The sequence below is a fragment of the Provencibacterium massiliense genome, from assembly GCF_900169495.1.
GTDB lineage: Bacteria > Bacillota > Clostridia > Oscillospirales > Ruminococcaceae > Harryflintia > Harryflintia acetispora.
The window spans coordinates 77,771-89,916 of record NZ_FWCH01000010.1; the positions used below are offsets into that span (position 1 = coordinate 77,771).

The 12,146-nt window shown below is 63.7% G+C and carries 14 protein-coding genes; 13 read left to right on the forward strand and 1 reads right to left on the reverse strand.

Going from position 1 to position 12,146, the window contains the following annotated elements:
• Window positions 1–145: 145 nt before the first annotated feature.
• The 9 genes from B5477_RS02925 to B5477_RS02965 all read left to right on the forward strand — a co-directional run bounded on the left by B5477_RS02925 (window position 146) and on the right by B5477_RS02965 (window position 8,109).
• Window positions 146–628, forward strand: a complete 483-nt coding sequence (locus B5477_RS02925) for a hypothetical protein (protein ID WP_079698311.1) — start codon at window positions 146–148, stop codon at window positions 626–628.
• A gap of 29 nt (window positions 629–657) precedes the next feature.
• Window positions 658–4,266: a vWA domain-containing protein gene (locus B5477_RS02930; protein ID WP_079698312.1), complete on the forward strand. Its 3,609-nt coding sequence runs from the start codon at window positions 658–660 to the stop codon at window positions 4,264–4,266.
• Window positions 4,263–4,463: a hypothetical protein gene (locus B5477_RS02935; protein ID WP_079698313.1), complete on the forward strand. Its 201-nt coding sequence runs from the start codon at window positions 4,263–4,265 to the stop codon at window positions 4,461–4,463. The genes B5477_RS02930 and B5477_RS02935 overlap by 4 nt, the downstream gene beginning before the upstream one ends.
• Window positions 4,464–4,706: 243 nt before the next feature.
• Entirely contained in the window at window positions 4,707–4,910 is a 204-nt protein-coding gene (locus B5477_RS02940; RefSeq protein WP_079698314.1) for a YwbE family protein, read from the forward strand.
• 17 nt (window positions 4,911–4,927) lie between these two features.
• Window positions 4,928–5,494, forward strand: a complete 567-nt coding sequence (locus B5477_RS02945; protein ID WP_079698315.1) for a hydrolase — start codon at window positions 4,928–4,930, stop codon at window positions 5,492–5,494.
• Window positions 5,495–5,600: 106 nt separating this feature from the next.
• A complete protein-coding gene (locus B5477_RS02950; protein WP_079698316.1) occupies window positions 5,601–5,963 on the forward strand; it encodes an arsenate reductase family protein in 363 nt (120 codons plus the stop codon).
• Window positions 5,964–7,010: an alcohol dehydrogenase gene (locus B5477_RS02955; protein ID WP_079698317.1), complete on the forward strand. Its 1,047-nt coding sequence runs from the start codon at window positions 5,964–5,966 to the stop codon at window positions 7,008–7,010.
• Window positions 7,011–7,024: 14 nt separating this feature from the next.
• Window positions 7,025–7,735 (forward strand): MBL fold metallo-hydrolase, encoded by a 711-nt coding sequence (locus B5477_RS02960; RefSeq protein ID WP_159448906.1) that lies wholly within the window; start codon window positions 7,025–7,027, stop codon window positions 7,733–7,735.
• Window positions 7,735–8,109 (forward strand): cytidine deaminase family protein, encoded by a 375-nt coding sequence (locus B5477_RS02965; RefSeq protein WP_079698464.1) that lies wholly within the window; start codon window positions 7,735–7,737, stop codon window positions 8,107–8,109. Before B5477_RS02960 ends, B5477_RS02965 begins: the two co-directional genes overlap by 1 nt.
• Window positions 8,110–8,238: 129 nt before the next feature.
• Here the strand turns inward: B5477_RS02965 and B5477_RS02970 are convergent, their stop codons facing one another.
• Window positions 8,239–8,739, reverse strand: coding sequence for a nitroreductase family protein (locus B5477_RS02970; protein ID WP_242942105.1), 501 nt, complete (start codon window positions 8,737–8,739; stop codon window positions 8,239–8,241).
• Between the two features lie 135 nt (window positions 8,740–8,874).
• On the opposite strand from B5477_RS02970, the gene B5477_RS02975 reads away from it, so the two are divergent.
• From B5477_RS02975 to B5477_RS02990, 4 genes are all read left to right on the forward strand, one after another.
• Window positions 8,875–10,044 (forward strand): DNA glycosylase AlkZ-like family protein, encoded by a 1,170-nt coding sequence (locus B5477_RS02975; RefSeq protein ID WP_159448907.1) that lies wholly within the window; start codon window positions 8,875–8,877, stop codon window positions 10,042–10,044.
• Window positions 10,045–10,056: 12 nt separating this feature from the next.
• The gene (locus tag B5477_RS02980) at window positions 10,057–10,956 is read left to right on the forward strand and encodes a helix-turn-helix transcriptional regulator (RefSeq protein WP_079698321.1); all 900 of its coding nucleotides are present in this window, start codon (window positions 10,057–10,059) and stop codon (window positions 10,954–10,956) included.
• Window positions 10,957–11,027: 71 nt separating this feature from the next.
• Window positions 11,028–11,867, forward strand: coding sequence for a zinc finger domain-containing protein (locus B5477_RS02985; protein WP_079698322.1), 840 nt, complete (start codon window positions 11,028–11,030; stop codon window positions 11,865–11,867).
• An 8-nt stretch (window positions 11,868–11,875) separates the two neighbouring features.
• Window positions 11,876–12,139: a zinc ribbon domain-containing protein gene (locus tag B5477_RS02990; protein WP_079698465.1), complete on the forward strand. Its 264-nt coding sequence runs from the start codon at window positions 11,876–11,878 to the stop codon at window positions 12,137–12,139.
• Window positions 12,140–12,146 lie beyond the last annotated feature (7 nt).

Sequence of the window (12,146 nt, forward strand, 5' to 3'; positions counted from 1 at the left end):
TACTATGCGGGCGGACCAAAAATGAAGTTCGCATGAGAAGGGGTCATAAAAAGAAAAAAGAATTTCGCTCGCGTTACCGGAATGTGACTGCGGCGTGCCATAATGGGCCTATAGAAAGAAAAAACCTGCGAAGGAGGATTCACGATTGCCAAACACAACCGGGATTCCACCCAGCAATGTGACCCGCACCCTGGTGTGCATAGACCGCTATGAAAACTGTGAGATTTACGGCAGGCTGATCAATCCCTTTGAAAAGGCGCCGATGGATTTTAACGGCGTGCTGGATATGGCCGGGCAGATGGAGGCGCTCTTCGACCGGCTGGCGTTCCCGCAGGCAAGCTTTCGTTACCGCAGCTTCAGCGAGGACAAGAAACCACAATCATACCGCCCCGGGGAGGTGCGCAGATATATGGACGAAATCATCTTTGAAAACGAACGCGGCGAGAAAGCCACCTTTATCATACAGGTGCAATTCCGCCAGAACGCCACCTGGCAGGGCACCATCCGCTGGGCGGACAAGAAAAAGGTGCAGCGCTTCCGCAGCACCCTGGAAATGATCAAACTGATGGACGACGCTCTGGGCGGCTTGGGCAGCGAGGTCGATCCGTCTTGGCAGGATGAAGACTGAGATAGCTTGTGATGGAGGCATAATTTAACATGAAAAAGAATAAGATCTTGGCGGCTGTCGCGGCTGCGGCCTTGTGCCTGAGCGCGCTGCCCGTCAATGTGTTTGCTGCGCCCTCCGATACCCTGAGCAGTGGTGCCGCGCTGACCGCGGCCCCGGCCGCCGGGGCCAACCGCGCGGATTATCCCGAGTATCCCAAGGAGGGCTCGGTGCAGATGCAAAAGAGCGCCGAGTGGACCGATTATCAAAAGGGCGAGGCCACGATCCACTTTTCAGTCGCCGGCGTGCCGGCCAACGCGGGGGTGGACGTGGTTCTGATCCTCGACCGCTCGGGCACCATGTCGGCCCCGGCCATCCAGGACGCCGTCTGCGGGGAGCCGACGGCGAACTACACCGAACGGGATATGCCGCCGGTCGGCCTGCCGGCAGGGTACTATAGAAAATACTATACCTGTCCGGTCTGCGGTTACGGCAGCACCATCACCTACAATGAAAAGGGCGGGCCGGTCAAGGTCAAGCAGAACGCCCACGGAGACGTGATCAAGCCGGTGCAGTACGTCCCCGCCGAGGGGCTGCCCGAAACCTGTCCGGGCAACACCTCCAAGATGCGCATGCAGGTGGTCAAGGGCGCGGCGAAAAACTTCGTCGAGATCATGATGAAGGAGAACGCCGACGGCACCCCCTCCCAGAACAAGGTGGGGATGGTATCCTTTGACACCTACGCCCAAGTCGATGTGGAAATTTCGGGCCGGGATCAGAAATCGCGGCTCCTCGGCGCGATCGATGAGCTCTATCCCCGCGGTGACACCGATTACACCCGTGCGTTCGAGGCGGCCGAGCGGCTGCTCGCCGCCCGGGGGGAGAGCGACCGGCCGGCCTATGTGGTCTTCCTCACCGACGGCCTCCCCGACCCGGCCAACAAGACCGGGGTCGACGCCGCGGCGCGGATCAAGCAGGACCTGAACGTCAAGATCTACACCGTCGGGATCGGGGACGAGGCGGGGGACGGCTCGCTGCTGGGCCGGCTCTCCTCCGGCGCGGGCTACACCTACCTGGTGGGGGATTCGGACGACCTGAGCGGGCTGTACGCCACCATCGCCGGGAATATGAAGGTGGCGGGCACCGAGGCGGTGCTGCGCGACCTGATCGACTCCAAATACTTTTCCTATGACAGCTCCCGCGCCGACGAACTGGTTGCCAGCGCCGGCGAGGCGTGGGAGGAGAACAACAACGTCGAGTGGTCCATCGGGGAGATCAACGAGAACGGCGCGACCCTCTCGATCCCGGTCAAGCTCGCCCCCTCCTATGTCAACAAGACCGGCAGCTACCCGACCAACATCCCGGGGGCCAGACTGCGGTACACAAACTTTGCCGGCCATCCCTGCGCGCAGACGGTCGCCTCCCCTTACCTGCCGGTGCAGGGTGGGATGATCCGGGTGGTGCCCTATCTCGTCGACGCCGAGGGACGCACGGTCAACAGCGAGGGTACGGTCGTCCCCTTCACGCAGCGCGTCGAGATTTCGCCCTACTACGTCGAGGACCCCTCCTCCACGGGGACGGACAAGAGGCTGCTTCCCATCGGGACGCACATCGTCACCGCGCGGGAGAGCGTCCGCTACGGGAATATGGATTGCCAATATGAGCCCGCCAGCGCCCAGCACAACGGCAGCGCAAATCCGACGCGGGGCGTCGTCAAAAACGGGCAGACCGGGATTATTTTCTTCGGCTATCGCCTCCCATCCTACCCGGTGAAGGTGGAATATTACTACGGCGACATTCGCAGCGAGCACTTCCTCGGCGAGGCGGCGCTGGGCGATTACGCCTACGGCACCTCGATCGAGCAGCTGCGCGCTCAGGTTTCCCTCACCGCCCCCGCCGGGAGCGTGCTGCCGGACGGCTATCAGACCAGCGGGACCATCCATGAGACGTCCATGCAGGCCGTCACCGAGTTTGCCGAGCGCAACGTCATCCGGGTGGTCTTCCTGCCGGGCGCCGAGACCGGCTACACCGTCAACTATTACCGCGACCGGGTGAGCACCATCGGCGAGAGCGGATACCTGGGCAGCTACCAGGGCAGCGCCGTCGCCAACACCACCCTGTCCTTCGGTGAGACGGCGGACGAGGGGCAGCTGCTGTATAAGCTGCCGCAGGGCTATCACCTCAGCGAGGGGCAGGCCCGAAGCCTGCGGATCACCGGGGACGCGGCGGCCAACGTTTTGGATGTGCTCTATCTGCCCGACCCGGTCCTCCCGCCCGAAAAGATAAAATACACCGTGCGGCTGATGACCACCGACGGGGCGTACGAGATGACCGTCTATCAGGACTCCGCCGACGAGGACACGCTGCTGACGGAGGTCGACCAGCAGAAGCTGGCCCGGTCTGCCGCGGCCCTGCCGGGCGGCAAATACCAGTTCAGCCACTATGAAAACCTCCCGCTGCGGCTGTCCAAGGATGGGGAGAACGTCGTTATCGCCTACTTCGCCCCGGTACCCGAGCCGCGCGCCGAGCTGGTGGTGAAGCATGTTTACCGGGAATATCCCCAGTTCGACTATACCGAGCAGGGACTGCAGGCCACCATTGGCGAGTCCTTTGCGGCGGGCAAATATGAAAATGACGCCCCCAATGGGAACACCGACCCGAAGCTGAGCTTTTCGCTCGAGCAGATCGAGGCCGACGAGGAGGACCTGCCCGAGGTGACGAACGCCCTTGCTGCGGCGCCGCAGGAGGAATACGACGCATTGGCGGCGCTCGAGGACGAGCGGGACGAGGCGCGGCGGCTTTATGATCTCGCCGCCGGCGTGCCGGAATTGATCGCGGGCTGCCGTGAGCAGGCCGCTGGGGAGGAGACTGCCGGGGAGGAGCCCGCCGGGACGGTCGATCCCGAGGAAGACGGCGGGGAGAACAGCGGCCTCGCGGCGCTTGAAGAGGCGGTGCGCGCGGCCGAGGAGAAGGTCCGGCTGCTGCGGGAGCGCCTGGACGCGCTGGACGGGGACCCGACGATCGGGGAATCGGAAGGCGGGTCCGAGGAAACCGGGCTTGCGCTTAAGGAAGCAAAGCAGGAGCTGGAAGCGGCCCGTGCGGCGCTGAACAGTGCCAAAAATGATTCCGATCCGGACGTGGACAGCGATCAGGAGCCCGCGGATACCGGCAAGGAGCCGCCCGAGGGCGGGCGCGACTGGACAGGGGAGCTGGAAAGCGCGGCCGGCGAACTGGGGCTTTCCCTCTCGCCGGACGATCTCGACGGCTTCGCCGCCTCGGCTCAGGCGCTCATGGAAGAGCTGCAGGGGCAGATTGAGGAGCTGGACAAAAGGATCGGGCGGCAGGAGGAGCGCATTTCTTCGCTCGGGCAGGCGGCCAACGCCGTGCTGCTGGCCCTGCCCCTTGCCGGGGAGGTTTCACCCCACGATCCGCTCGCGCTGTCCCCCGGGAAGCGCCTGATCGTCACTTATTACTATAAGGCGACGGTGCAGAAGGACGATCCGCCCACCCCGCCGACGCCTCCTGATCCGCCGACGCCCCCCACTCCGCTCCGGTGGAGCCGGACGACTACCGCCCCTCCCGCCCGAACGACCGGGACGATGACGAGGGCACCCACGGCCCTTACGCGCCGGTGCGTGTACCGTCCCAGGGTGAAACGGTGACCATCGAGGACGAGGCGATCCCCCTGGCGGCGCAGCCCCTGCTGCCGCAGGCCGGCGATCTTGTCACCATCGAGGACGAGATGATCCCCCTGGGCAAGCTGCCGGTTTCGGGCGGGCAGGCCGCCGAGGCCGCCTGCGGGCTTGGGATATTGGCTCTGGCCGCCGGGGTGCTGGTCCTGCGCCAAAGCAGGAAATAAGGTGCTCCCTGCGCAGCAGGGTAAAAATAGAAGCGGCTTGCCGAAATTGCGGCAGGCCGCTTTTATATGGTCCTGTGCAAAATTTGCCGCCGTCCTGGTTGCTTAAGTAGGGTGGATGGGCTACAATAGGGAAAGTAAAGAAAGGTTACTTTCAAGCATAGAGTTTTTGTGCCTATGCCGCCGCTGGCGGCAATTTCGCGCGGCGAAACCGGCACGAAACTTCCAGAAAGGGATGGTCATTTTATGCCGGACGGCAAGCTTCGAAAGGACATAGCCCCCGGGGCACTGGTGGACGTCGTGTTAAAATGCGACCAGCCCACCGGTAAGCTGACCCGCGGGCATGTCAAACGGATTTTAACCAAGAGCCCCAACCACCCGCACGGAATCAAAGTTATGCTCGAGGAGGGCGGGGCGGTCGGCCGGGTGCAGGCAATCATTGAGCAATAGGAAGGAGACGTGTAAAAATGGGAATGGTACCGACGATGGAACAGGCGCAGGAGCTGCTGCGGCAGTACAACAAGGAGGACTTCCACCTGCGGCACGCGAAGATCGTGTCCGGGGTGATGGGCTATTTTGCAAAGGAGTATGACCCGCAGAACGTCGAGTTCTGGAAGGTGGTCGGGCTGCTGCATGATCTGGATTTCGAGCGGTTCCCGGACGAGCACTGCATAAAGGAGCAGGAGCTGATGAAGGAGGCGGGGATCGACGGGAAAATTATCCGCGCGGCGGCCTGCCACGGCTGGCCGGCCTGCACCGACCTGAAGCCCGAGCATGTGATGGAGAAGGTGCTCTACGCCACCGACGAGCTCACCGGGCTGATCGGGGCGGTGGCCATCATGCGCCCGTCCAAAAGCGTGAGCGACCTCGAGCTCAAGTCGGTCAAGAAGAAATTTAAGACCCCCGCCTTTGCCGCGGGCTGCTCGCGCGAGGTGATCGCACGGGGGGCCGAGCTGCTGGGGATGGAGCTCGACGAGCTGATCAGTAAGACCATCCTGGCCATGCGCAGCCTGATGGGGGAGATGGAAATTTGAAAGATGAATCTTTCAAACTTATGGTTTTACGTTTTAGTGGTCTTACAACCGTCATTTCGGCTTTGCCGAAACCGACGCAATTCCCGGGAAAGGAATGATTAAAGATATGAAGACGGTTTTGTTCGTGTGGTATCCCAAGTGCTCCACCTGCCAGAAGGCCAAGCGCTGGCTGGATGAAAACGGCGTCTCCTATCAGGAGCGGCACATCGTGGAGGAAAGGCCCACCGCTGGGGAGCTCGCCGACTGGCATTCGCGCAGCGGCCTGCCGCTCAAGCGCTTTTTCAACACCAGCGGCATGCTCTATAAGGAGCAGAACCTGCGCGAGCGCCTGCCGGACATGAGCGAGGAGGAGCAGCTTGACCTGCTCGCGACCAACGGCATGCTCGTCAAGCGCCCGCTGATCGTGGGGACAGATTTCGCGCTGGCGGGCTTCAAGCCGGCCGAGTGGGAAGAGAGGCTGAAGGCTTAGATGAAGGACACCATGCTGGCCCTGGTCTGCCGCGAGGGAGGCGCCCTTTCGCTCGAGGAGCGGCCGGTGCCGCGCTTGCAGGACCGGCGCGATGCGATCGTGCGGGTGACCCGCTCGACCATCTGCACGAGTGATTTGCATATCCGTGCCGGGGCGGTGCCCAGGGCGCTCCCCGGGGTGGTGCTCGGGCACGAGTTTGTGGGCGAGGTCGTGCGGGCCGGGGAGGATGTGCCCCTGCGCCCCGGCGCGCGGGTGGCGGCCAATTGCATATCCTTTTGCGGCTCATGCTGGCACTGCCGCCGGGGGTACATCAACAACTGCGAGCGCGGGGGCTGGGAGCTCGGCTGCCGGATCGACGGCTGCCAGGCGCAGTATGTGCGGGTTCCCTTCGCCGACACCGGCCTTACCCCCATCCCCGATTCGGTGCGCGACGAGGAGGCCCTTTTCGTAGGGGACATCCTCTCCTCAGGCTACTTTGGGGCCGGGCTCTGTGAAATTCGGGAAGGGGACACGGTCGCGGTGATCGGCGCCGGGCCGGTCGGCCTTTGCGCCATGCAGTGCGCCCGCCTGATGGGGGCGCGGCAGATTATAGCGGTGGAGCCCATCGAAGCGCGCCGCCGGCTGGCGCTGCAGCGGGGCTTGGCCGACGCCGCCCTCGACCCGGCAGAAAACGTTTGCGAACAGGTCCTTGCCCTCACCCACGGCCGGGGCGCGGACGGGGTGATCGAATGCGCCGGGGCGAAGGGGACCTTTTCCCTCGCCTGGCGGTTGGCACGCGCCAACGCCGTGGTGGCGCTTTTGGCGATGTACGAGGAGGACCAGACCCTCCCCCTGCCGCAGATGTACGGCAAAAACCTGGTCTTTAAGACCGGCGGGGTGGACGCCGTCCACTGCGCGCGGCTGCTCGGACTGATTGAAGCGGGGAAGCTCGACACCAGCTTTCTTATCACTCACCGCGGCCCGCTGCAAAACATCCTCGAAGGGTACCGGGTCTTTGAAAACCGGGAGGACGGCTGCCTCAAATGGGTGGTCACCTACGGCGAATGAAAGGGAACGAAAGAATGGAAAAGCTGACCGGGCGGGTCTATTACCTGCCCCACGATGCGCGCACCGACCGCCCGGTGTTGGGCTACATAAGGGGCGAGCGGTACGCTCTGATGGTGGACGCGGGCAATTCGGCGGCGCACGCCGCCCTGTTCGAGCGGCAGCGCAGGGAGCTGGGACTGCCCGCCCCGGCCTTCGTCGGGCTGACGCACTGGCACTGGGACCATGTCTACGGGCTGCATGCGCTCGGTGCGGTTTCGGTTGCCAGCCGCCAGACCGGGGATTACCTCGCGCGGATGGCCCGCTGGGGCTGGTCCGACGAGGAGATGGAGGGGCGGATCGCCTCGGGGGAGGACATCCCCTTCTGCTGTGACAACATCAAGAAGGAATATCCCGACCGCTCGCAGATCGTGGTGAAGAACGCCGACCTCCTGTTTGAGGGCGGGCTGCGCCTCGATTTGGGCGGGGAGGTCTGCCGGGCGTGCCAAGTCGGCGGCCCGCACAGCCCGGACAGCGTGGTGTATCTGCTCGAGCGGGCGGGGGTCCTCTTTTTGGGGGACTGCGCCTGCGAGGACTTCCACCACGGCCCGGCGCACTACCCGCAAAAGGAGCTGGGGGAGCTGATCGGCCGGCTGGAAGCGCTGGACTTTGAGATTGCCCTCACCGGGCACTGGCAGCCGCAGAGCAAGGAAGAGATACTGCACGATTTAAAGGAGCATATATGGTGATGGATTGGAACGAGCTCTATGAGCTGGCAAAATCGAAGCGCGGTTCCCGCATCCTTTCAAAGCATTCCGAGGCCGGGTCGGTGGCCGCGGCGATACTAAGCGAGCAGGGCCATGTCTACTGCGGGGTATGCATCGACACCCCCTGTTCGATGGGCTTTTGCGCCGAGCACGCCGCCATCGCGGCGATGGTGACCGCCGGGGAAAACCGGATCCTGCGCATGGTGGCGGTGGGCGCAAACGACCGTGTGATCCCGCCCTGCGGGCGCTGCCGGGAGTTCATCTGCCAGGTGCACGACGACAATTACCGCTGCGAGGTGCTGCTCGACGGCGGACGGGTGAGCACCATCGGCGACCTGCTGCCCGAGCGGTGGTAGGCTCTGAGCGGCTGCGCCTGCTCCCGTTTCTGTGCGCAATTTCTGTTGCTTCGCTCACGCTCAACAATAAAAAAGCCGCGGGTCCCGGTTTCAAACCGGGGCCCGCGGCTTCCTGTATGGTCAGAATATCTACCAGCGGTCATAGTGGATCTTTTCGGGATCGAAGCGCTCGGGACGCTTCTTCTCCTCGCCGCCGTAGCCGATGGCGATCAGGCTGAAGGGGAGCATACCCTCCGGCAGGCCAAAGCGTTCGGCCAGCGGCTGCAGGCGCTCCCCGGCGGGATAGACCCCCAGCCAGCAGGTGTCCAGTCCCAGGCACTTGGCGGCGAGCAGGATATTCTGGGTGGCCGCGGCGCAGTCCTCGGGGAAGTAGCCGGGGCAGCAGCGCTTGCTGTCGGCGCAGACGAGGATGCATGCCGGCGCACTGGAGAGCATGTTGGAATAGGGGTGCACGCTCTGGATAAACGCGAGGTCCTCGCGCTTTTGGAGGACGACGAAATGCCAGGGGCGGCAGTCCATCGCCGAGGGGGCGTACATCCCGGCGCGCAGCACCTCCTCGAGTGCCTCCTTGGGAACCGGTTTATCCTGGTATTTGCGCACGCTGCGCCGGTCATAGATGATGTCCAGCAACAAAAACCACTCCTTTGCCGTTTTCTTCATTATACCGCAGGAATGTGAACAAATATAGTCTATTTTAAAATTTGTGTGTTTTGGGGCGGATATGGTACAATGACAGTATTCTGCGAAAAGAGGAGGGCACACGGTATGGCGCTGTATGCGAGCCGGCGGCAGCTTTGCCGGTACATGGTGGAGTACCATCACCTGAGCGCCGCCAGCGCGCTGCACGGCATGGAGGAACTGGAGGGGTACTTACGCAAGGTCGGCTGCGTGCAGTACGACCCGCTGGACGTGGTGGGGCGCAATCCGGATCTGGTGTTCCAGTCGCGCTGGTCCGGCTACCGCAAGGGGCAATATGAGCGGCTTCTCTATCGCGAACGCCGCTTTTTCGATATGTGGGACAAGAACATGTCGATCTGCGCCGTCGAGGATTGGCCCTGCTTCGCGCGCACTAGGGAGCGCCCGCTGCGCTGGTGCCGTGAGCACCCGGCGGCAATCGAGGAGATCACCGCCTATCTGAAAAAGCACGAATCCGCCTGCTCCTCCGATTTTGTGATGGAGGAGCGGGTGCTCTGGTGGTACGGCCAGCAGCGCCTGGCCAAGGCGGCGCTCGAGGCGATGTGCTACGCCGGGCTGGCACTGGTGCACCACAAGAAGGGCACGCGACGGTACTATTGCCTTTCGGAACGGGCGCTGCCGCCCGGGCTGCTGAGCGCGCCCGACCCCAACCCCACGCCGCAGGACTACGCCCGCTGGCAGGTGCTGCGCCGGGTGGGGAGCGTCGGCGCGCTGCCCGACCGCCCGGGGGACGCCTGGCTGGGGATCGGCGGGATGGACGCCGCCGCGCGCAGCCGGGCCTTCGCCGAGCTGGAGGAATGCGGGGCGCTCGCCGCGGTGGCGGTGGAGGGGATGAAGTCCCCGCTCTATGTAAAAACACAGGACCTGCCGCTGCTGGAGGGCTGCCAGCGGCCGCTCCCGCTCGGTACGGCGCGGATTCTGGCGCCGCTGGACAATCTGATCTGGGACCGCAGGCTGATAGAAGCGCTCTTCGGCTTTGCCTACCGCTGGGAGGTCTACACCCCGGCGCAGAAGCGGCAGTACGGCTACTATGTGCTGCCGGTGCTGGCGGGCGAGCGCTTCCTCGGGCGGATCGAGCTTGCCACCGACCGGGAGCGCGGGAGGCTGATCGTGAAAAACTTCTGGTGGGAGGAGGGCGCAAAAAGGAGCGCCGCCGCCCGGGAAGCGGTCACACGGGGCCTGCGGCGCTTCATGCGCTACAACCGCTGCGGGGAAATCGAGCGGGACTGTGAAATCTGAGGGGGGATCGAATTGCAAAGCGGCAGGCTGTTTGAGATCGTCTATCTGCTGCTCGAGCGCGGACAGCTGACGGCGCGCGAGCTCGCCGCCCGCTTCGAGGTGAGCGAGCGCACCATCTACCGGGACATCGAGGCGCTGAGCATGTCCGGGGTCCCGGTCTACTGCGCCAAGGGGCGGCACGGCGGGATACGGCTGATGGAGGGGTTCGTGCTCGAGCGCTCGCTGCTCAGCGAATCCCAGCAGGAGGACATCCTGCTGGCGCTGCAAAGCCTTAGCGCCGCGCAGTACGGCGATATGACAGGGGTGCTCTCCCAGCTTGGGGCCCTCTTCCGTAAGGAGAATCTCGACTGGCTGCAGGTGGATTTTTCCCCCTGGGGCAGCGGCCCGCAATCCCAGCAGGCCTTCGAGCTGCTGAAAAAGGCGGTGGCGGGCCGCCGGGTGATCGAATTCGATTACTGCGCCTCGAACGGGCAGCGCACCCACCGCGAGGCCGAGGGGCTCCAGCTTCGCTTCAAGGACAAGGGCTGGTACCTGTGGGCGTACTGCCGCCGGCGGCAGGAGCCGCGGCTCTTCCGGGTGACCCGCATCAGGAACCTGCGGCTGCTGGGCGAGACCTTCGAGCGCCGCCCCTTAGAGCAGGAGCCCGGGGAGCAGGAGCCGGCAGGTATGATCTGCCTGCGGCTGCGGGTGGACCGGGAGCTGTCCTACCGTGTCTACGACGAGTTCGACGAGACGGACGTGCGGGAGAACCCGGACGGCAGCTTCGAGGTGCGCGCCTATCTGCCACAGGACGGCTGGGTCTACGGCTATGTGCTCTCCTTCGGCCCCTATGCCGAGGTGCTGGGCCCTCCCGGGGTGCGCGAGGGTCTGGCGGCCCTGCTGCGGGAAATGAGAAAAATCTACGAACCGTAATAAAATATGACAGACAGGTGTCATAATAAGAGTGATAAGATCATATCAGACCACACGAAGGAGGGGAAATTATGCTGGAGCTGCCCGAGGCGGCGGTGATCAGCTGCCAGTTGCAGGAGCTGATCGGCGGCAAGCGGATTCTAAACGTCATGGCGGGGAAGACGCCGCACAAGTTCGCCTGGTTTTTCGGCGACCCCGAGGGGTACCATGCGCTGCTCGCCGGGAAGACGGTGGAGGAGGCGCGCGCCTACGGCGGGCATGTCGAGCTCAAGATCGGGGACTGCCGGTTGAGTTTTAACGACGGGGTGAACCTGTGCTACCTCGCCCCCGGGGAGGAGCGCCCGAAGCGGCACCAGCTCCTGCTGGAGTTTGAGGACTTCTCGGCCCTGGCGGCCACCGTGCAGATGTACGGCGGGCTCTACGCCTTCCGGGAAAGGGAGAACGACAGCTTTTATTACCTGGTGTCCAGGGAGAAGCCCTCGCCCCTTGGCGACGGCTTCGACGAAGGGTATTTTCTCTCGCTGTGCGGCTGCGAGGACTATGAAAAGCTCTCGGCGAAGGCCTTCCTCGCCACCGGGCAGCGGATCCCGGGGCTCGGCAACGGCGTGCTGCAGGACATCCTCTTTCGTGCGGGACTGAGCCCCAGGCAAAGGATGGGCGCTCTCGGGACAGAGGAGCTCTCCCGCCTCTTCGATTCGTTAAAGGTGACGCTGGCCGGGATGACCTTGGCCGGCGGTCGGGACACCGAGCGGGACCTCTTCGGCTGCAAGGGGGGCTACCGCTGCCTGATGAGCAAAAACACATACGGCAATCCCTGTCCGGTCTGCGGGGAAAGAATCGTCAAGGAGACCTATCTTGGCGGGAGCGTTTACTACTGTCCGAACTGCCAACCAAACAAAAAAGGAGAATGAAAATGGAAATGGAAAACATGATTTTCTGCCAGTCCTGCGCCATGCCGATGATGAAGGATGAGGACTACGGGACCAACCAGGATGGGAGCAAGAACGAGGAATACTGCACCTACTGCTATCAAAGCGGCGCCTTCACGGCTGACATCACCATGGAGCAGATGATCGAGGCCTGCGTGCCGATGGTCTCGAAGGGCAACCCCTATCCGGACGAGGAGAGCGCCCGCAAGGCCATGCAGGAGATATTCCCCACCCTGCGCCGCTGGAAGAAATAGCGGTGGC

Excerpts from the sequence above, each read along its gene's own strand:
- B5477_RS02990 (WP_079698465.1), top strand. The coding sequence starts at position 11,876 with ATGGAAAACATGATTTTCTGCCAGTCCTGCGCCATGCCGATGATGAAG.
- B5477_RS02955 (WP_079698317.1), top strand. The coding sequence starts at position 5,964 with ATGAAGGACACCATGCTGGCCCTGGTCTGCCGCGAGGGAGGCGCCCTT.
- B5477_RS02945 (WP_079698315.1), top strand. The coding sequence starts at position 4,928 with ATGGGAATGGTACCGACGATGGAACAGGCGCAGGAGCTGCTGCGGCAG.
- B5477_RS02950 (WP_079698316.1), top strand. The coding sequence starts at position 5,601 with ATGAAGACGGTTTTGTTCGTGTGGTATCCCAAGTGCTCCACCTGCCAG.
- B5477_RS02930 (WP_079698312.1), top strand. The coding sequence starts at position 658 with ATGAAAAAGAATAAGATCTTGGCGGCTGTCGCGGCTGCGGCCTTGTGC.
- B5477_RS02975 (WP_159448907.1), top strand. The coding sequence starts at position 8,875 with ATGGCGCTGTATGCGAGCCGGCGGCAGCTTTGCCGGTACATGGTGGAG.
- B5477_RS02965 (WP_079698464.1), top strand. The coding sequence starts at position 7,735 with ATGGATTGGAACGAGCTCTATGAGCTGGCAAAATCGAAGCGCGGTTCC.
- B5477_RS02960 (WP_159448906.1), top strand. The coding sequence starts at position 7,025 with ATGGAAAAGCTGACCGGGCGGGTCTATTACCTGCCCCACGATGCGCGC.
- B5477_RS02940 (WP_079698314.1), top strand. The coding sequence starts at position 4,707 with ATGCCGGACGGCAAGCTTCGAAAGGACATAGCCCCCGGGGCACTGGTG.
- B5477_RS02985 (WP_079698322.1), top strand. The coding sequence starts at position 11,028 with ATGCTGGAGCTGCCCGAGGCGGCGGTGATCAGCTGCCAGTTGCAGGAG.